Origin of the sequence: Methylobacter sp., from assembly GCF_023227905.1 — a bacterium.
GTDB lineage: Bacteria > Pseudomonadota > Gammaproteobacteria > Methylococcales > Methylomonadaceae > Methylobacter_A.
This window is the reverse complement of sequence record NZ_JALOCF010000039.1, coordinates 25,836-44,628: the sequence shown is the minus strand read 5'-3', so window position 1 is coordinate 44,628 and position 18,793 is coordinate 25,836. Positions and strand designations below refer to the sequence as shown.

Annotated in this window: 18 protein-coding genes; 5 read left to right on the top strand and 13 right to left on the bottom strand. The window is 49.8% G+C overall.

Annotated elements, in window-relative coordinates; translation table 11 throughout:
• From M0R47_RS14990 to M0R47_RS14980, 3 genes are all read right to left on the bottom strand, one after another.
• Positions 1–329: sugar nucleotide-binding protein (locus M0R47_RS14990; protein ID WP_292556258.1), on the bottom strand; the 329-nt coding region annotated here is incomplete at its 3' end.
• Between the two features lie 67 nt (positions 330–396).
• Positions 397–1,464: a dTDP-glucose 4,6-dehydratase gene (gene rfbB / locus M0R47_RS14985; RefSeq protein ID WP_292556256.1), complete on the bottom strand. Its 1,068-nt coding sequence runs from the start codon at positions 1,462–1,464 to the stop codon at positions 397–399.
• A 436-nt stretch (positions 1,465–1,900) separates the two neighbouring features.
• Positions 1,901–2,185, bottom strand: coding sequence for a hypothetical protein (locus M0R47_RS14980; protein ID WP_292556254.1), 285 nt, complete (start codon positions 2,183–2,185; stop codon positions 1,901–1,903).
• 141 nt (positions 2,186–2,326) lie between these two features.
• Between M0R47_RS14980 and M0R47_RS14975 the strand changes: the two genes are divergently transcribed.
• The 3 genes from M0R47_RS14975 to M0R47_RS14965 all read left to right on the top strand — a co-directional run bounded on the left by M0R47_RS14975 (position 2,327) and on the right by M0R47_RS14965 (position 5,830).
• Entirely contained in the window at positions 2,327–4,417 is a 2,091-nt protein-coding gene (locus tag M0R47_RS14975; RefSeq protein ID WP_292556252.1) for an AsmA family protein, read from the top strand.
• Positions 4,418–4,511: 94 nt separating this feature from the next.
• Positions 4,512–5,561 (top strand): A/G-specific adenine glycosylase, encoded by a 1,050-nt coding sequence (gene mutY, locus M0R47_RS14970; RefSeq protein ID WP_292556250.1) that lies wholly within the window; start codon positions 4,512–4,514, stop codon positions 5,559–5,561.
• Positions 5,558–5,830, top strand: a complete 273-nt coding sequence (locus M0R47_RS14965; protein ID WP_292556249.1) for an oxidative damage protection protein — start codon at positions 5,558–5,560, stop codon at positions 5,828–5,830. The genes mutY and M0R47_RS14965 overlap by 4 nt, the downstream gene beginning before the upstream one ends.
• Positions 5,831–5,895: 65 nt before the next feature.
• On the opposite strand, the gene rho is transcribed toward M0R47_RS14965, so the two are convergent.
• Together rho and trxA are read right to left on the bottom strand one after the other, a co-directional pair.
• Entirely contained in the window at positions 5,896–7,152 is a 1,257-nt protein-coding gene (gene rho / locus M0R47_RS14960; RefSeq protein WP_292556247.1) for a transcription termination factor Rho, read from the bottom strand.
• 209 nt (positions 7,153–7,361) lie between these two features.
• Positions 7,362–7,688, bottom strand: a complete 327-nt coding sequence (gene trxA / locus M0R47_RS14955) for a thioredoxin TrxA (protein WP_292556245.1) — start codon at positions 7,686–7,688, stop codon at positions 7,362–7,364.
• Between the two features lie 97 nt (positions 7,689–7,785).
• Between trxA and M0R47_RS14950 the strand changes: the two genes are divergently transcribed.
• Positions 7,786–9,144, top strand: coding sequence for a DEAD/DEAH box helicase (locus tag M0R47_RS14950; RefSeq protein WP_292556243.1), 1,359 nt, complete (start codon positions 7,786–7,788; stop codon positions 9,142–9,144).
• On the opposite strand, the gene yrfG is transcribed toward M0R47_RS14950, so the two are convergent.
• Positions 9,107–9,763 carry a GMP/IMP nucleotidase gene (yrfG, locus tag M0R47_RS14945; RefSeq protein WP_292556241.1) on the bottom strand — a complete coding sequence of 219 codons (657 nt, stop codon included), beginning with the start codon at positions 9,761–9,763 and terminating at the stop codon, positions 9,107–9,109. The two genes, M0R47_RS14950 and yrfG, sit on opposite strands and share 38 nt — an antisense overlap.
• Positions 9,764–9,806: 43 nt before the next feature.
• Between yrfG and nudE the strand changes: the two genes are divergently transcribed.
• Complete coding sequence (gene nudE, locus M0R47_RS14940) at positions 9,807–10,364, top strand: ADP compounds hydrolase NudE (protein ID WP_292556239.1); 558 nt, start codon at positions 9,807–9,809, stop codon at positions 10,362–10,364.
• Positions 10,365–10,579: 215 nt separating this feature from the next.
• Here the strand turns inward: nudE and M0R47_RS14935 are convergent, their stop codons facing one another.
• From M0R47_RS14935 to M0R47_RS14905, 7 genes are read right to left on the bottom strand one after another with little or no spacing between them, the layout of a single operon-like run.
• Positions 10,580–12,268 (bottom strand): BatD family protein, encoded by a 1,689-nt coding sequence (locus tag M0R47_RS14935; protein ID WP_292556237.1) that lies wholly within the window; start codon positions 12,266–12,268, stop codon positions 10,580–10,582.
• Between the two features lie 14 nt (positions 12,269–12,282).
• Complete coding sequence (locus M0R47_RS14930) at positions 12,283–13,170, bottom strand: carbohydrate kinase (RefSeq protein ID WP_292556235.1); 888 nt, start codon at positions 13,168–13,170, stop codon at positions 12,283–12,285.
• A gap of 2 nt (positions 13,171–13,172) precedes the next feature.
• Positions 13,173–14,972 carry a VWA domain-containing protein gene (locus M0R47_RS14925; protein ID WP_292556233.1) on the bottom strand — a complete coding sequence of 600 codons (1,800 nt, stop codon included), beginning with the start codon at positions 14,970–14,972 and terminating at the stop codon, positions 13,173–13,175.
• Positions 14,969–15,949, bottom strand: a complete 981-nt coding sequence (locus M0R47_RS14920) for a VWA domain-containing protein (RefSeq protein ID WP_292556231.1) — start codon at positions 15,947–15,949, stop codon at positions 14,969–14,971. Before M0R47_RS14920 ends, M0R47_RS14925 begins: the two co-directional genes overlap by 4 nt.
• Entirely contained in the window at positions 15,946–16,413 is a 468-nt protein-coding gene (locus tag M0R47_RS14915) for a DUF4381 domain-containing protein (RefSeq protein WP_292556229.1), read from the bottom strand. Before M0R47_RS14915 ends, M0R47_RS14920 begins: the two co-directional genes overlap by 4 nt.
• Positions 16,414–17,370 carry a DUF58 domain-containing protein gene (locus M0R47_RS14910; RefSeq protein WP_292556227.1) on the bottom strand — a complete coding sequence of 319 codons (957 nt, stop codon included), beginning with the start codon at positions 17,368–17,370 and terminating at the stop codon, positions 16,414–16,416. It lies immediately after the preceding gene.
• Positions 17,370–18,377, bottom strand: a complete 1,008-nt coding sequence (locus M0R47_RS14905; RefSeq protein WP_292556225.1) for a MoxR family ATPase — start codon at positions 18,375–18,377, stop codon at positions 17,370–17,372. The genes M0R47_RS14910 and M0R47_RS14905 overlap by 1 nt, the downstream gene beginning before the upstream one ends.
• Positions 18,378–18,793: the final 416 nt, after the last annotated feature.

Sequence of the window (18,793 nt, the reverse complement as noted above, 5' to 3'; positions counted from 1 at the left end):
CCGTCGAACACGTAGTCGGTGGAATAATGAACGAGCCAGGCGCCGCGCCGCTGGGCTTCTTCGGCTAACCGTCCGGGCGCCAGGGCATTGATAGTACGGGACAGATCGGGTTCGCTCTCGGCTTTGTCGACGGCGGTATAGGCGGCGGCATTGACGATGATATCCGGGGCGACGGCGCGAACGGTTTTAACGATGCCGTCCGGATCGGTGAAGTCGCCGCACAGATCCTGGCTGTCCGTGCCCAGCGCCACCAGCTCGCCCAACGGCGCAAGGCTGCGCTGCAACTCCCAGCCGACTTGGCCATTTTTGCCGAACAGCAGGATTTTCATGTCGAGCTATCCCTGCCCGACACCCTGCGGGCGGCTGCGCCGTGCAAATCCGCTCTTAGCGCATTCGTCATGCGGCACGACCGGTGTAATTCTTTTCTACCCATTCGCGGTAGGCACCGGATTGGACGTTGGCGACCCAGTCCTGGTTTTCCAGGTACCACTGGACGGTTTTGCGGATGCCGGTCTCGAAAGTTTCGGCCGGCGTCCAACCGAGTTCACGCCCTATCTTGCTGGCGTCAATGGCATAGCGGCGATCGTGGCCGGGGCGATCCGTGACATAGGTAATTTGTTCGCGATAACTCTTGCCGTCGGCTCGGGCGCGGAGCTCGTCGAGCAGTGCGCAAACCGTGTGGACGATGTCGATGTTGGGTTTTTCGTTGCCGCCGCCCACGTTGTAGACCTCACCGACTTTGCCCGCCTCCAGCACGCGGCGGATGGCGCTGCAATGGTCTTTGACGTAGAGCCAGTCCCGGATTTGCTGGCCATCGCCATACACCGGCAAGGGCTTGCCTGCGAGCGCATTGACAATCATCAGCGGGATCAGCTTTTCCGGAAAATGGTACGGTCCGTAATTGTTGGAGCAATTGGTGGTGAGCACGGGCAGGCCATAAGTGTGATGATAGGCTCGCACCAAATGGTCGCTGGCGGCTTTGCTGGCCGAGTAGGGGCTGTTGGGCTCGTAGCGGTGGGTTTCGGTAAAAGCCGGCGCGTCTTTAACGAGCGAGCCGTAGACTTCATCGGTGGACACATGCAGCAAACGGAAGTTTTGCCGGGCTTCAACTGGCAGATTGTGCCAGTAGGCGCGCACCGCTTCCAGCAGCCGGAAGGTGCCGACGATGTTGGTCTGGATGAAATCTTCCGGGCCGTGGATGGAGCGGTCGACATGGCTCTCGGCGGCGAAATTGATGATGGCGCGGGGCTGATGCTGGGCCAGCAAGCGGGCCACCAGAACGGAATCGCCGATGTCGCCGTGCACGAAAACATGCCGCGAATCCTCTGCCAAGGAGGCCAGGTTCTCGCGATTGCCGGCATACGTCAGTTGATCAAGGTTAATGACTGTTTCATCAGATTGAGCCAGCCACTCCAAGACAAAATTTGCACCGATAAATCCGGCTCCGCCCGTTACTAGAATCATTCACTATGCCTGAAATAATATTTGTTTTCCCCGGCAAAAATATTTGCCGAGGGTGTATTTGCGTTTTTTATGAAAATCCGAAATCTTGTTGCCAATCAGTCTAAGGGTCAATCTGTTGCTCAACAGTTCGCAATATAAAGAAAGTAACTACTTCACTCAATGAGTACTATTACCTAACAGGCGGGTTTGACGCTGTGCTGGATGCCTTACACGATCGATTTTTTGAGGATGGCCATTCCATTGTACAGTCTCATTGGCGAATAAGAACATTAGCACACAGCTTGACTATATCTTATTACTTTAATCTAACTTTAACCTAACCAGCTGAGCATGAGCAAATTTCTCATAGTAATCGAGATTAGAATAGCGACACCATATATTTATGTTTCATCATCTAAGCCTCATGCGTCTTTTGGCCTTCTAGCAGCAACCCTGTTTAATCATTTCCGGGAACATCCGCCAATAATTTCTTTCTGATCAAAAAAGCCGCGCCGATCGCGCATAGAGCCGGTATTTGCAGAAGCAGAAAAGTTCCGGTAGGATTTTTAGCGACCACACCTAATAAAGCGGAAACCACGGTCAGCTTAACCGCCCACCACGTAATCCAATAGCCAACCAATCCGGTGATAGCCCAATTAATAGGCGACGCACCCTTTTCCTTTGCAGATAAATAAAACCATACAAGCACTGCAATTCCAGCAAATTTAGCTAAATGCAACATTTTGACACCTCATTTTCATTATAATAAATAGTTACTAACTTGGACTTTATCCAATTAGCGTTTAACCGGCAACAGCTGTTATAAGTAGATAATCATTTCCATAATTGATCGTCATTACATTTTTTAAGCAAGGGGAACATTATGGGCAAACCGTTTAAAATCATCCTATCGACAATTGCCGCAATGGCTTTGCTGCTGATAGCCGTCGTCTCCATCCTGCCATTCGTCATCAATCCCAATGATTTTAAGCCTGAGATTATCGCCGCAGTTAAGGACAAAACCGGCCGGGAACTGACGCTGGACGGTGAATTAAAACTCTCGTTGTTCCCTTGGGCCGGTATTTCAACAGAAAAAATTGCGCTGAGCAATGCGCCGGAGTTTCAAGACCGCCCTTTTGCAACAATTGAAGAAGGCAATATAGGCATACGATTATTGCCGCTGTTATCGAAAAAAGCAGAAATCAGCCGCATCGTCTTAAAAGGCCTGGTTTTAAATCTTGCCCGGAATAAACAAGGACTCACCAACTGGGATGATTTGACAGCTTCTGACCTCAAGACCGCCCCCGCCGTTGTCGCCGACAAAACGGATGCCCAACCAGTACCTGAGCAGACGACTTTTTCCATCGGCGACATAACTATTGAAAATGCACGAATTAACTGGGACGACCTGAAAACCGAAAAACACATCGAAATAAAAGACCTTAACCTGAATGCCGATAAGCTTATCTTTGATGAGCCGGCTAATATCACTGCTTCCATGACCGTTTTGAAGAGCGGGTCCACGTTAATCCACGCCATCAAACTCAACACCGAGTTAACCGTTAATGAAAAGCTTGATACTTTTGCGCTACGCCGTAGTGATTTGCACGTTGTATCGTCAGGCGAAGCCGTTTCCGGCCAACCATTAACAACGGTATTAGCCATCGCCGATGCAGCGCTGAATTGGAACCAACAAACAGCCAAAATTCAAGGGTTGCAGCTTAAATCGGGCGACGTGTCGCTTGCCGCCGCCGAAATGACCGGCACTTCTATTAAGGATAAGCCTTCCTTTCAGGGGCTGGTTACCATTGCGCCGTTCAGCCCCGCCAAAGTTATGCAACAACTGGCGATCGCCTTGCCCGCAATGCAGGATGCCAGTGCCCTAAGCAAGCTAGCCGCCAACTTTGATTTGACCGCGACAGGCGATTCGGCCGACCTGCAAAATCTGGCACTAACCCTGGATGATACCCAGATTAAAGGCGCTATCAGCATCAAAAGCTTTGCCGAATCGGTTATTAGCTTCAACTTGGGCATTGATGCGCTTGATGTCGATCGTTATTTATCCCCTCGCAATAAGTCCTCCAAACCCATCGCCAGCCCTGCCGTTTTATTGGCTGTCGGCCTCTCCGCTCTGCCTGTTGAAACACTGAGGAAACTCAGTGCCGACGGCACAGTGTCGGTCGAAAAACTGAAGGTCAACGATCTGGCAATGCAGGATGTCCGTATAAACTTGAGCAGCAAGAACGGCGTGTTCACCACGCAGCAAGCGGTTCAGCAGTTTTACCAAGGCAGCTATTCCGGTGATCTTCATATGGATACGCATGGCGATAAGCCAGCGCTGGCAGTGAACGAAAAAATAGACCATGTGCAAATTGAGCCCTTACTGAAAGACTACCGGGGAGAAGCCCCAATAAGCGGCATGGTTAACGCATCCGCGCAGCTACAGGGACAGGGCCGAAAAACAAAGGAATTGAAAACATCACTTAACGGCCAGCTAAGCTTCATGTTCAAAGACAGCGTACTTAAGGGTTTTAATCTGCAAAAAATCATCGATGAAGGTAAGGCGCTCATTAAAGGCTCCGCCTTGCCTTCAGATAATAAAAATGACCAAACGCTGTTTTCGGAAATGACCGGCACCGCCACGATCACTAACGGCCTGATCCAGAATAACGACCTTGTTGCCAAGTCCTCCAAATTGCGAGTCGACGGCAAGGGCAACGTAAACCTGAATTCTGAAGCTGTGGACTACAAAATCGACGCCAAGCTGCTTGATGCAACTGCCACTGAGCCCGAGCAAGTTAAAGGCGCTGTAGCGATTAATGTTGCCGGAACGCTCGACAAACCGCTCTATACGATAGACCTGGAGTCATTATTGAGCGATAAAAACAAAGCCAAAATCGACAAACTCATCAATAAACTCGACAAGAAACTCGGTCCTGGCCTGGGCAATCTGTTAAAAGGCATTTTGAAGTGAGGAGGAGCATGCAAAAGGCGAAAGACACAGGGCGAAAAAAGCAGCCCTTAAACTATGCGCCCCTTCGTCCTTCATCTTTCGTCTTTTGCCTCTTATGAGTCCATCCGCTTTTCAACGCAATATCCTGGCTTGGTTCGATCAACACGGCCGCAAAGACCTGCCCTGGCAAAAAGACCTGACGCCTTATCGTGTGTGGCTATCCGAGACCATGTTGCAGCAAACTCAGGTCGCAACTGTCATACCTTATTTCAATGCATTTATTGCAAAATTCCCGGACATCGCGGACTTGGCGAGTGCGCCTGTTGATGAAGTCCTGCATCTTTGGTCGGGACTGGGCTACTATGCACGCGCCCGCAACCTCCACAAAACAGCGCAACTTATTGCCGAACAAGGCCGCTTTCCCGATACGCTGGATGAGCTGCTCGAATTGCCCGGCATCGGCCTGTCAACGGCAGGAGCAATATTGAGCATCGCCTTTAACAAAAGCCACCCGATTCTCGATGGCAATGTTAAAAGAGTATTGGCCCGGTTTAGAGCCGTTTCCGGCTGGCCGGGCAATAGCGCTGTCAATAAAGAGCTGTGGGCACTCAGCGCCAAGCTGACCCCGATAGCCCGCGTCGCGAATTATACCCAGGCCATGATGGACTTGGGCGCGACCGTCTGTACCCGCGGTAAACCGGCTTGCGAGGCCTGTCCGCTGAATGCCGAATGTTTAGCCAGACGTGAAAATAATGTCTCGGCATACCCAACGCCGAAACCGGCAAAAACCTTGCCGGTCAAACAGCTGACCTTATTGTTACTGAGCAATGCCGATAACTGTATATTACTGGAAAAAAGGCCTCCAACCGGTATCTGGGGCGGCTTATGGAGCCTGCCGGAATTCGATAGTATTACTGAGGCACACGACTGGTGCCTGACCCGGAACATTCATATTGCTGACCAACAAATACTGTCAACCCGGCGCCACACCTTTTCCCATTATCATCTGGACTATACGCCGCTACTGGTTCGATCCGATAACCCTATAAATTTTGTGATGGAAGCCGATCGAACTGTCTGGTATAAAACCGGGCAACTTAATAAGCTTGGCTTGGCCGCGCCGATTAAGCTGTTGCTCCAACAATCACACACGGGGATAAAATGACTAGAATGGTTAAATGCGTAAAATTGGGAATAGAAGCCGAAGGCCTGGATGCGCCGCCCTTTCCGGGCCCTAAAGGTCAGGAAATATTTGAAAAAGTATCCAAACAAGCCTGGAATGAATGGTTAGCCAAGCAAACCATGCTGATTAATGAAGGAAGATTAGCCAGCTTTGACCCAAAAACCCGGGCATTCTTGGCGGAAGAAAGAAACAAGTTCCTGTTTGAAGGCAACAACGAAATGCCGGAAGGCTATGTGCCGCCAAAAGGCTAATCCTTAGCCTTTAAAGCAATGCGCAACACTCAATCATGTTGCGCAATTTATCTGATTTACAAAAACTACCGCTTCATCGACTCAAAAAACTCGGCATTTGTTTTAAAGTCTTTGAGCTTGCCGATCAAAAATTCTGACGCTGCAGTTTCATCCATCGGCTGAAGAATCTTGCGCAAGATCCATGTTTTTTGCAAGGTATCGGGATCAACCAGATATTCTTCACGACGAGTGCCGGAACGGTTGATGTTAATCGCAGGGTAAATTCTTTTCTCGGCAATTTTGCGATCCAGATGCAACTCCATGTTGCCGGTACCTTTGAATTCCTCGTAGATGACCTCGTCCATTCTTGAGCCGGTATCAACCAGCGCAGTGGCGATAATGGTCAAGCTGCCGCCTTCTTCGATATTCCGTGCCGCGCCAAAAAAGCGTTTCGGTTTTTCGAGAGCATTGGCATCGACACCGCCGGTTAAGATCTTGCCTGATGAAGGCACGACGGTGTTATAGGCTCGGGCCAAACGGGTGATCGAGTCTAACAAAATGACCACGTCGTGTTTGTGCTCGACCAAGCGGCGGGCTTTTTCGATGACCATTTCCGCAACCTGTACGTGCCGGGTTGCCGGTTCATCGAAGGTACTGGAAATGACTTCGCCGCGAACGCATCGCTCCATTTCCGTTACTTCTTCCGGACGTTCATCGATCAGCAAAACAATCAGGTAACACTCAGGATTCTGTTCCGCAATCGCCTGCGCCAGACTTTGCAGGATCATGGTTTTACCGGCTTTGGGCGGCGATACGATCAAGCCGCGCTGGCCTTTGCCTATCGGAGCGATTAAATCCATGATGCGTCCGGTTAAATCTTCGCTGGTGCCATTGCCTCGCTCAAGAACAAATCGTTGTTTGGCAAATAGTGGAGTCAGGTTTGAGAAGGTGATTTTGTTTTTGGTATTTTCGGGAGGTTCAAAATTGATCTGGTCAACCTTGAGCATTGCGAAGTAACGTTCGTTATCTTTCGGGGGTCTTATCTTTCCGCTGATCGTATCGCCGGTCTTTAAAGAAAATCGCCTGATTTGACTGGGTGAAACATAAATATCGTCAGGACCCGCTAAATATGAACAACCGGGTGTCCGTAAAAAACCAAAACCATCCTGTAAAATTTCCAAAACGCCGTCGCCTGATATATCGTCGCCAGCCTTGGCCTGTTTTTTCAAGATGGCAAAAATCAAGTCTTGCTTTCGCGATCTGGCAACGTTTTCAAGCCCGAGGGACTCGGCGATTTCAATAACTTCACTTATTTGTTTTAGTTTTAACTCAGTTAGATTCATATAAAAGAAACTCAAGGAAAAGTAACTACGGTGTTAAACCGCAACTACTAGGACAGGAATAATTCAGGGATGTAGTTTATCGGACGATATGATTGGGTGCGCATGATTATCGCACCGCATAAGTTTAACTCAAGTACTCAGCCCCGTCCAACCTTTTGTGACAGGCCTGAGCTGAATCTGAGCTTGATCTAAGTAATTGGGTAATGAGTTTAGATGTTGCTATCAATAAACTTGGCAAGTTCCGACTTTGACAAGGCGCCCACTTTAGTCGCTTCCACTTCGCCGTCCTTGAACAGCATTAATGTTGGAATGCCGCGCACACCATAGTGTTGAGGCGTATCCGGATTTTCGTCTATATTTAGTTTTGCAACGGTCAGCTTGCCTGCATATTCGTTTGCAATATCATCCAGAATCGGTGCAATCATTTTGCAAGGTCCGCACCATTCAGCCCAATAATCAACCAGGACAGGACCCGCAGCTTTAAGAACAGTTTCGTTAAACTCACTATCGCTTACATGAAGGACTGAATCGCTCACTTTATTTCTCCAATTGTTAAAATCAAAACTATAGGAGGGATAAAGCCGGTAGTCAATCAATTTCAGCTGATTTGATTTTTACGTTATCCTATAGCCTATGAACAATACACATTTAACAGAAATCCGCTTCAGCAATCTTGAATTGTCTGATTCTATCTTACGCAGCTTAAAAGACGCAGGTTTTAACCACTGCACCCCGATCCAAAGAAAAGCCCTACCCTTACTGTTGCGGGGCAAGGATATTGCGGGACAGGCTCAAACCGGAACCGGCAAAACCGCCACTTTTTTGCTGGCAACTTTTCAGTATTTAATTAATGATGCTGAAGACGACGATGAAGAAGATCAAACCGATGATGCACTTGATATAGAAAATCCGGCACCCAAAGCCGTCGCCAAAATCAAAAAAATAAAAAATCCCAGGGCCATCATTCTCGCGCCAACCCGCGAGTTAGCGATTCAGATCCATAAGGATGCACTGCAACTGGGCAAGCACCTTAACCTTAAAATGGCGCTGATATACGGCGGCACCGACTACCAAAAGCAATTGGACAGCCTAAAGTCCAACGTTGATATCATCATCGGCACGCCCGGCCGCATCATCGATTTTTACAGGCAAAATGCGTTCACGCTGGATAACGTGAAAGTCACGGTGATGGATGAAGCCGATCGCATGTTCGATTTGGGCTTTATTAAAGACATCCGTTACTTGTTGCGTCGCATGCCGCCACCGGAACAGCGCTTGAACATGCTGTTCTCGGCCACTTTATCCTACAAAGTGACCGAGCTGGCTTATGAGCACATGAACAATCCGGTTTTGATTCGCATCGAGGCCGAGGAAGTCACCTCCAAAGCCATCCAGCAAAGCGCATTTTGTCCTTCGAATGAGCAAAAAATTCCGTTGCTGGTCGGCATCTTGAACCAGCACAAACCTCAACGCAGCATCATCTTTGTTAACACCAAGCGCTGTGCCGAACGACTCGATGACTTCCTGAACGCTAACGGCTACAAAACGGCCGCACTGAGCGGTGATGTGCCGCAGGATAAACGCCAGCGCTTGTTGAGCGATTTTCAGGAAAACAAAATCACCTTGTTGATTGCGACCGATGTTGCGGCCCGTGGCCTGCATATTGCCGATGTCTCTCATGTATTCAATTACGATCTGCCGCAGGATGTGGAGGATTATGTGCACAGGATCGGCCGTACCGCGCGCTTTGGCGCCAGCGGTGTCGCGATCAGTTTTATCTGTGAAGAATATGCTTATTCAATGCCGGATATCGAAGCATACATTGAGCAGAAAATCCCGGTTCTTCCGATTACTGATGATCTTCTGGCTGAAATTGTTAAGCCGGAAAAAAAGCATGACAAAATCAAAACCGAATACAAGGGAAAACGTCCGAATCAAGATAAAAGCTGGAAGCCTAAAGCCCAACCATCAGCTCCCGAAAATCCTCAATAGCAGGATAACCGGCTATCTCTTTTTTAGGTAACCGGGAGTCAGGCCGGCTCACTGCAATTAAATGGGCTATGCCGAATTGCCTGGCTGAATTCAATACCGCCAGGCTATCATCGATTAACAGTGCGGTTTGCTTTTCAAACGGCACGCGCTGTTGCAACAACCGCCAAAACTCGGCATGTTCTTTCGGAAATCCCAAATCATGAGAACTGATAATCTCGTCGAAAAATCCATGCAGGCAGGTTTTCTCCATCTTAAGGCCCAAGCTACCCCGATGCGCATTGGTGACTAAATAAACTTTTTTCGGCGATTGATGCGCTTTTTCCAGGAACTCCGTGACGTGCGGCAATACCGAGATTAACCCTGAAATTTCCGCTTTCAATCCGACAATATCCAGCGCTAAAACATCGCTCCAATAATCCAGGCAATACCATTCCAGCTTGCCTTCCATGCTCTTGAATCGCGGCTCCAACTGCCGCTTTGCGGCTTCTATCGACAAGCTCTGCTTTTCGGCAAATTTTAGCGGCACAAACTCCTTCCAGAAGTGATTATCAAAATTCAAATCCAGCAGTGTTCCGTCCATATCCAGCAAAACGGTATCAATTTTTTTCCAATCAATCATTAGAGTGCGTTATATTTGTAAAAATTATTATTAAAATAGCACAATGGCTGAAAAACCAACCATCCGTAACAAAACCATTATTGCGACCAGCCGGCTGTTTCGCATTGAATCGCTGGATATCGAGTTTAGCAATGGCGAACAGCGCAACTACGAACGCTTGGCTCGAAGTGGCTCCGGCGGTGCCGTGCTGATTGTGCCGATGCTGGATGCCGAAACGGTATTATTAATCAGAGAATATTCCGCCGGAGTGCATCGTTATGAGCTAGGTTTGCCCAAGGGCAAAACCGACGCCGGTGAATCTTTCCTGGAGGCCGCAAACCGCGAGCTTAAAGAAGAAGTCGGCTTTGGCGCCAGACGCCTGCACCACTTAAGCTCTTTTTCGATCGCACCTTCCTATCTGGAACACATGACCGAGGTTATCATCGCCCAGGATTTGTATGCCGAAAAACTGGAAGGCGATGAGCCTGAAGAATTGGAAGTTGTGCCGTGGAAATTAAGCCGAATCAATGAATTGTTGGCCACCGGCGAATGCACCGAAGCTCGCTCAATTGCCGCGCTGTTTATGGCGCTGGAATATTTGAAAGCGTTTCGAGCTGAATAGAATTATTTCACCACGAAGGCACGAAGGACTGCAAGGACAGATATTTGCTCCTGCAATATCTGCATTTCCCACATCCTTGTGGGTCATGCAGGAGGTAGAGCACCAACAGTAGGCGCTTTAGGCGACGCAGGAACAATTGCCGAGAACACGAAGTTTTTAATTTATCTTTTGCTTTTCTCTGTGTCCTTCGTGCCTTCGTGGTGCTATGTTTCTAATCACAGCCGATACAGCGGCTCCAATTTACCATCGTCCGTAACCGCAATCTTTTCTCTGGCTTTATTTTCAACAAACGCCTGAAACAGCTTTTTGCCCTGCCACTGCCCGGCTGCCTTGCCGTACAAAATCTGGTTCAAATGCAAAATTTCATCCCTCAGCCTTGCATCGCTTAGCTCGGCGACAGCGCCCAGGCTCGCGGCGCCATACTTTTGCCGGCCCCAAGCCAGCAAAGCATCCTTGGCAACTATGGCGTTATTATCGGCACAGGCTTTTTTCAAACTTTTGATGCTGTCTTCCAGACGTATTTCCGTAGCGCTTTTTTCCTCAACCGGTTTTTTAACCGGGCGCTTAATCAGCAAATAAGTCAGCGTCGCCAACCAACCTGCCCCCAAGAATAAAGCCACCCAAAACCAGGTATTTTGTTGTTGCGGCTGGGTGATAATCGGCGTCGATTGCTCAGCTTTTTGCGGTTGTTCCACCGGCATCGGAGCCACGGGAGCCGCCATATCCGGCAGCGTTCCTGCCGCCTCAAGCGCGGTGATGGTGGTTTCCGGGATTTTGGCTATTTCCATTTTTTGGCTTTGGCTGTTAAACCAGGTAATTTCAATCGCCGGCAATTTATAAAAACCTGCTTTGGACGGGATTATGGCGATTTTTTCTTCCCTGAAAGCGATCAAGCCTTCCGGTTTTTTCTGTTCGCGCAATACCGGCTGATCAGGATAGGTTTTCAGCTGAGCATCGATTTTGCCAATATTTAACTCGGGCAATTGGCCGACGGTCGTGCCTTTTGCCAGTAGCGTCAAAGTCCGTGTCAAAGGTTCGCCGACTTTCATTTGCTGGTTATCGCCGGACCATTCTTCCTTTAAAACCAGTTGTTCCGACGAGAGCCAATGCTGGCCGGTAAAAGTCGCCGGAGCGGGTTTCACCTCCAGCGTCACCGATTTGGATGAAATCTTCCTGGTTTTGGTCATCTGCGAATTAAAAAAGCCGTTAAAGTTCGGCCGGTTGCTAGCCATAACCTCTGCCGTCAGCATCAAGGGCTTGATGGTTAAGGCGCCGCTTTTTTGCGGAAAAATCGCATACTTGCGCTCAGTGACCAGGTAATTAACGCCATTGATCTGGGTATTGTAATTACTGTCATCGCCCAGCTTTTCGATCACCGCGTCACTCAATTCCGGCTCATTCAAAGCCGCCTGAGCGATGTCGATCCGCCGGTATAAGCGCACGGTGTACAGAACCTGGGATTGCACATAAGGGCTTTGCGGGTTCGCCTCAACCTCCAGAAACAAGTCATCATCGGTATTGACGGCTTTATTGGCGGCCGCCTGAGTCACCAGAATGCTTGAAGGCTGGCTTTCATCATCGCCAAATTTCACCGCAGGAACAACCAGGTTGCCCGGATGTTTAGCCATCACGTTCAGCGTCCACTGTACAGTCTTGCTGGACCGTCCATTAATCCAGGACGAGTTGCTGCTCTGGCTTTGGCCGAGTATATCGAAATCCTGTTCCAGTGGGCTAAAATCCGGGTCACTGTCTGGCGTGTCATTGGCGGTAAAGATAATCTGGAAAGACTCACCCAGGCTGACCGGATTGCGGTCGAACGACACGCCGATTTGTGCGGCAAAGACGTTGCCGGGCATAAAGCTCGACAGTAGCAAAAGAAAAACTAATTTTTTTATCGTATTCATGTTCATCATTTAGATTAATCAAGGTTCCAGGCGTCTATAAACGGCCGATAAAAACTCAAATCCTGAACTGTAGCCCCTCTTTGGGTTACTACAGCGGACGCGAACGATTGCGCCCGCTCCATAGTCAGTTGCAATGACCAATTCAGCTGCATGCCCAGCAGCAAAACCGCTGCAAACGCATCGCCGGCTCCGACGGTATCAACCACATCTAAATCAGCAGTCGGCGCAACTTCAACCTTTTCCCCAGCCTGGCTGACTGCCAGCGCGCCCCGACTGCCGCAAGTAACCACCAGAGCCTCCAACTCATGCTGCTCCAGAAACAAGCGCATCGTATCTTGCAGTGTGTCTTGCGGTAGCGCCAAGCACATTAACTCATCATGATTAAGCTTGGCCCAGTGCGCCTTGCCGATCCAGCGCTTGACTGCTTCTTTTTGCCACCAGGGCGCTCGCAAATTGACATCGATAAAAACCTTGCCCCGATGCTGCGCCGTTAAATCCTGCAACGCCTGCGCCGAAACACGGTTACGCAAGGCCAAAGTGCCGTGATAAATAACATCATACTGGCGGCCGCTATCCAACTGCTGCGCGGCAATAAAATCGTAGGCCTGGTCGGCTAAAATCTCATAGCTGGGTTCGCCATTGTCGAACGTCACCTGCACCGTTCCGGTAGGATGGTCGGGATCGCAGCCGAGGTTATCAACAGCCATGCCCCAAGCCAGCATGGCTTGCCTGATGACATCGCCTTTTTCATCATCGCCGACCCGGCTGATAAAACACGGGCGCTGATTAAAAGCCTGAAGATGCCAAGCCACATTAAAAGGCGCACCGCCTAATATCTGCTGACCGTCCGGGAATTGATCGAACAGCGCTTCACCGAAAATAGCGATTGGGTTACTAGCCATATTTACCAACCATCGGCATTGCCTTTTTCTTGACGGCCGCGCTGTCCGTATTGATATTTAAATTTACGTTTTAACAACCCGGCCGGATCGTCCGGGATTCTCTTGAGCCATTGTTCGTTGGCTTGCTGTTGTTCATCCGTTGGCTCGGCTTCCACTGGCGCTTGCTCTTTAGCTTGCTCCTTGTTCTGTTCGTCTTTGCCCTGCTCGGCTTGCTGGGATTTTTCGTCTTCCGGCTTTTTTTCTTCGGCTTTGTCTTGCTGCTGGTTTTCGTCCGACGGCTGCTTGTCCGATTGCTTCTGCTCAGGTTTTTGTTCGGGCTTTTCCTCGTCTTTATTTTGATCGGACTTCTGTTCGCCTGATTTTTCCGGTTGGTCCTTGTCCTTGTTTTGCTGGGAATCGTCTTTGGACTGTTGTTTGTCGTCCTGTTGCTGATCCTGTTTTTGCTTTTCCAGCTCTTTTTCTACGACCTCTTTGTTGTGTTTGGCGTCGCTATCATTAGGATTAACAGCCAAGGCTTTTTCATAAGCTTTGATAGCCTCTTCCAACTGACCGGCTTTCGCCAGCGCGTTGCCTTGGTTGTAAGCGCTGCTTTCGGACTTGCTGCTTTTCAGGCTTTCCAGCGCCTTGTCGTATTCTCCCGCCTTGTAATGCGCCGCCGCTTTCCAATCCGGGTTTTCAAATCGCTCTGCCGCTTTCTCATAATCTTTATTATTGTAAGCCTGTTGCGCCTGTTGATCCTTGGTTTGCCACAGATCCTGCCAACCCAGCGCATAACTGTTTTTCGGCAGCGGCAGCATCAGCAGCAAGGCAAAACATAACAGGCCTTTCCTGAACGTCAGCGCAGCCAGCGGTAACACCAGCAATAACAGCCACGGGCCTTTTTCCGCCCATTGGTCCAATACCAGGTTATCGTTTTGCTTGCCCTGCTGCTGCACCGATCTGTCCACGTTGGTGAGCACGGCTTGAATATCTTCGTTATTGGCCGTTATGGTTTGATAAACGCCATTCCCGGCCTGCGCCAGTTTTTTCAGCTCACTGGAATTTAGTTTAGGCACCACAATATTGCCTTGCTCATCTTTAAGAAACCCGCCCTCAGGCAACGCGACCGGCGCGCCGTCATCCGTTCCGACACCCAATATCGACAGTTGATATTTATCCAATGATTTGACTGCGGCTAAGGTTTTATCCGCATCGACGCCATCGGTGACCAGCAAGATACTGCCTTTTTGCAGGCCGGCCTGTTTAAACAGTTCAACGGCCTTTTCCAGCGCCGACACGGTATTGCTGCCCTGACTGGGCATGATGTCGGTATTCAATGCCGACAGCTGGCTGTCGATAGTTTCGGTGTCATCGGTCAGCGGCGTTACCGTAAAGGCGTCACCGGCATAAACCAGCAGCGCGGTCTGGCCGTCTTTGCGCTGTTTCAGGATATCGGCAATTTTGTAACGCGCCATCACCAAGCGGCTGGGCTTAATGTCGGTCGCATCCATCGACCGGGACAAATCCAGCGCAATAATCAGGGCGGAATCGTTTCTAAACACCGGCGAAGGCAATCGTTCCCAGGTTGGCCCGGCCAGCGCGACAATCGCCAGCAATGCGGCAAGAGCTCCTGCCGTTAGCGGCCAACGGCTTTGGTTGACCGCTTTTTCCTGCAACAGATACGGCAATAATGCGGCATCGCATACCGCCGACCAGTTGCCCTGGCTTAGCTTGTTTCTGAGCATCACAGCCAGTATCGCCAGATACGGTATAAGCGCCAGCAGCCAGTACGGCCTGATAAAATGAAATTCGGCTAGGTTCATGACAATTTCACCTTGGACAACGCAATGACTGCCGCCAGACCTAATGCCAGCGATAACGGCCAGTAATACAATTCGCTACGCGGCCTGAAATATTGTTTGTCTTTTTCGACCGGTTCCAGCTCGTCCAGCCGCATATAAATATTATTCAGCTCATCGGTATTTCTGGCCCGGTAATATTGGCCGCCGGTGCTTTCGGCAATTTTTATCAAGGATTTTTCATCCAGATCTACGGACGGGTTAACCTTGCGATTGCCAAAAAAGCTGCGCACGATCATTTCATCCGCGCCGATGCCGATGGTATAAATTTTCAGATGATTGGCGGCGGCCAATTCGGCGGCCTTAAGCGGCGAGATTTCACCGGCGGTATTGGCGCCGTCCGTCATCAACACCAAAACCCGGCTATTGGTCTGCTCGTTTTTAAGGCGCTTGACCGCCAAACCGATCGCATCGCCTATCGCAGTATTGTCGCCGGCAAGGCCGATGACCGACTCATTCAATAAGGTCATTACCGTTTTCCGGTCAAAGGTTAACGGCGTTTGCAGATAGGCCTGGGTGCCGAACAGGATCAAGCCCACCCGGTCGCCGACACGGCGGTTGATAAAATCGCTGGCAACGCCTTTGGCTGCGGTCAGCCGGTCGACCGACCGCTTGTTAATCACAAAATCCTGCTCTTCCATACTGCCGGACAAATCCACCGCCAGCATCAAGTCCCGGCCGCTGACCGCCTGCTCAATCGGCTCTCCCAGCCATTGCGGCCTGGCGCAAGCGACGACCAATAACAGCCAGGCAATGGCCGCCAACCATAGCGGCCATTGCTGGGTTTGCGAAATCGCTCGGGTTTCGCCATCGGAGAAATCATCCAGAAACGGAACTTTTAACGCCGCCTGCTCAATCGGCATCTTGGCCGGAGCCAGCCAGCGGATCAGTAACGGCAACGGTAGCGCGGCCAACAGCCAGGGCCATTCAAAGTGAATCATGATTTTGTCTGGGTTTTAAGCCAGTCTTCGCATAAGGTGACTAATTGGGAAATTTCCAGCTCCGTGGGCTGCGTTTTTCGGTAAGGCGCATCAGCCAGAAGTTGGCCAATGCCCTCGCTGAAAGGCAAGCCTTTTACCGAAGTATCAAGAAATGCCAGCCATTGCCGCCCGGTCAAACCGGCGGCTTTTTCCCTCGGCGACATGCTGATGGCTACACGCCTGATCAGCACCGAAAGCTCGGATAATTTCTGGTGGTTATCCCGGCTTGTATCCTGTTTGATTTGGGCCAGTATTTTGTTGGCGGTTTTAATCGCGGTCTTGCGGGTCAGCCTTTTATAAAGCCAGACCAGCAAAAAAATCAGCAGCGGAATAGCGACAGCCAATATCCACCAGCCGATAGCCGGCGGCCACCAGCCTATGGCTTCAGGTTCGTGAATGTCTTTTAAATCGAGGATTGGATTCATTTATCGTAAACGTTGTATCGGATCGTCTGTGGTGCTGCATTGGATAAGCGCCAGACCCATTTTTTTGGCTATCTGCTCCAGCTGTTGCAGCCGCTGGGTGAAGTGTTGCTGGTATTGTAATAGCCGTTGCCGGTCGCTGGTATCGATAACCACATCCCGCTTATTGCCGGTCGCCGCGCCTGTTCCAGACCGGCTGGCGCCATACGCACCTTCCCTGGCGGTAAAACGATAGCGGCCTTTTTCCGGCAAATGGCTTTCCAGCGGATCATAAACAAAAATCAACACCACATCACAATGCCGCGACAACTTTGCCAGATGGGCTTCAACCTGATCGTTAATGCCGCGAAAATCGCTGATAATATAAACCAGGCTGCCGGGACGAGCGTGGTGCATCAGCCTCGCCAACACATGCTCCAGCGTAATTGTCGTTTGCTCTGCACCGCTATCATCCTGATCACAGATAGTGTTTAAAAACCGCAAAACGGCATGCTTACCGTTTTGCGGTTTCAGCTCGCGGCACACATCACCTGTGAATATCTGTCCGCCAATTCTGTCGCCATGATGTTGGGCGGCCCACGCAACTAAACCGGCAAGCTTGGCGGCCAGCACCGATTTAAAAACGCCGCGCGTGGCAAAATGCATCGCAGGGCGGCTGTCCAGAGAAATGAATACCGGTCTTTCACGCTCCTCGCGAAACACCTTGGTATGCGTTTCGCCGGTACGCGCGGTTACCCGCCAATCGATACTGCGTATGTCATCGCCCGGTTGATAGCCCCTGGCTTCTTCAAATTCCATGCCGCGTCCTTTAAACCGGGACACATAGCCGCCGCTTTGTCCTGCACGTATCGCCGAATGCTTCAGGCTTAATCCGGCGGCCGGTCTGGCCAAGTCGAGCAGCGTCTTTAACGATACTGAAACCAGTTCACTGGTTGTTGGCGTTTGTTTAGCAAAAAACATCAAGGTACGGCAACTCTGGCAATAAGTTCTTTAATAACATGATCGGTCGTGATGCCTTCGGCCTCGGCCTCGTAAGACAATATCAGGCGGTGCCGCAACACGTCAAAGGCCATGTCCTGAATATCTTCCGGGCTGACGAAATCGCGCTGCGCCAGCCAGGCTTTGGCTCTGGAACAGCGGTCCAGCGCTATGCTGGCTCTGGGGCTTGCGCCATATTGCAGCCAGGTTGCCAGATCCTTTCCGTAGGCAGCAGGGTTGCGGGTTGCCAGCACAATTTGCAATAAGTAGTTTTCAAGACTTTCCGCCATATGCAGATCCAATACTTCATTACGAGCGGCAAACAAGGTAAGTTGCTCGATCGGTTCATATTGGCTGTCCGCTTTTATCGAACCGGAACGTGCTTCTTCCCTTGCTAAATGCAGAATGCTTTTTTCATGCTGGGCATCCGGATAATCAATTTTCACATGCAGTAAAAAACGGTCCAGCTGCGCTTCCGGCAACGGATAAGTGCCTTCCTGCTCGATAGGGTTTTGCGTTGCCATGACCATAAACAATCTTGGTAAAGGGTATGTCGCTTGGCCTACGGTTATTTGCCGCTCGGCCATGGCTTCCAGTAACGCGGCCTGCACTTTTGCCGGTGACCGGTTGATTTCGTCAGCCAGTATCAGGTTATGGAATAAAGGCCCTTTCTGGAATTCAAACGTGCCTTGCTGCGGACGGTAAATTTCAGTGCCGGTTAAATCGGCGGGCAATAAATCGGGGGTGAACTGCACCCGATGAAAATCGCCTTGTATGCCTTTACTCAAGACATTGATCGCCCGGGTCTTGGCAAGGCCCGGAGCGCCTTCAACCAGAATATGGCCGTCAGCCAACAAGCCGATCAGCATCCGTTCAACCAACACATCCTGACCGATAATCTCTTGATTGATATAGTTTTTCAACCGCATTAACGCAGGTTGAACAGTGTCATTATTGCGATTTTTTTCTAGCAGATTTTTTTCTAGCATAGTTGTTCTGACATGATGTTGTTTATTCCTAAATCACAGTACGAAAGCCTTGCACATTCAGCACAAGCTGGTTTTCAACTGGCAAATATATTGTCCGTAAAGCGTTTTTCAACGAAAGGGGCCTATTTTATACAGTTATTACCTGAGGCAACATAGAGTAAGTCTGTTAAGAAATACTGAACAAGTTGTGGATGAAGATGTGGATAACATTGATACTTGAGTTATCCACACCCCATCCACAAGATCCGGATAACTTTAAACGCACTTTACCACAAGACTCAAGTGCATGATATTAAATATGAAAACAGGCTTATCAACAAGACAGTGCTTGGCTAGTAGTAATAGTAGTTTTTTAATTTCTTTAATTTGTTACTGTTAGCTTGAACAAAAAATCTGCTCAATAGTCGTTATCACCT

Excerpts from the sequence above, each read along its gene's own strand:
- rho (WP_292556247.1), bottom strand. The coding sequence starts at position 7,152 with ATGAATCTAACTGAGTTAAAACTAAAACAAATAAGTGAAGTTATTGAA.
- M0R47_RS14975 (WP_292556252.1), top strand. The coding sequence starts at position 2,327 with ATGGGCAAACCGTTTAAAATCATCCTATCGACAATTGCCGCAATGGCT.
- M0R47_RS14950 (WP_292556243.1), top strand. The coding sequence starts at position 7,786 with ATGAACAATACACATTTAACAGAAATCCGCTTCAGCAATCTTGAATTG.
- yrfG (WP_292556241.1), bottom strand. The coding sequence starts at position 9,763 with ATGATTGATTGGAAAAAAATTGATACCGTTTTGCTGGATATGGACGGA.
- nudE (WP_292556239.1), top strand. The coding sequence starts at position 9,807 with ATGGCTGAAAAACCAACCATCCGTAACAAAACCATTATTGCGACCAGC.
- M0R47_RS14925 (WP_292556233.1), bottom strand. The coding sequence starts at position 14,972 with ATGAACCTAGCCGAATTTCATTTTATCAGGCCGTACTGGCTGCTGGCG.
- M0R47_RS14915 (WP_292556229.1), bottom strand. The coding sequence starts at position 16,413 with ATGAATCCAATCCTCGATTTAAAAGACATTCACGAACCTGAAGCCATA.
- rfbB (WP_292556256.1), bottom strand. The coding sequence starts at position 1,464 with ATGATTCTAGTAACGGGCGGAGCCGGATTTATCGGTGCAAATTTTGTC.
- M0R47_RS14965 (WP_292556249.1), top strand. The coding sequence starts at position 5,558 with ATGACTAGAATGGTTAAATGCGTAAAATTGGGAATAGAAGCCGAAGGC.
- M0R47_RS14905 (WP_292556225.1), bottom strand. The coding sequence starts at position 18,377 with ATGCTAGAAAAAAATCTGCTAGAAAAAAATCGCAATAATGACACTGTT.
- M0R47_RS14980 (WP_292556254.1), bottom strand. The coding sequence starts at position 2,185 with ATGTTGCATTTAGCTAAATTTGCTGGAATTGCAGTGCTTGTATGGTTT.
- M0R47_RS14910 (WP_292556227.1), bottom strand. The coding sequence starts at position 17,370 with ATGTTTTTTGCTAAACAAACGCCAACAACCAGTGAACTGGTTTCAGTA.
- M0R47_RS14930 (WP_292556235.1), bottom strand. The coding sequence starts at position 13,170 with ATGGCTAGTAACCCAATCGCTATTTTCGGTGAAGCGCTGTTCGATCAA.
- M0R47_RS14935 (WP_292556237.1), bottom strand. The coding sequence starts at position 12,268 with ATGAATACGATAAAAAAATTAGTTTTTCTTTTGCTACTGTCGAGCTTT.
- mutY (WP_292556250.1), top strand. The coding sequence starts at position 4,512 with ATGAGTCCATCCGCTTTTCAACGCAATATCCTGGCTTGGTTCGATCAA.
- M0R47_RS14920 (WP_292556231.1), bottom strand. The coding sequence starts at position 15,949 with ATGATTCACTTTGAATGGCCCTGGCTGTTGGCCGCGCTACCGTTGCCG.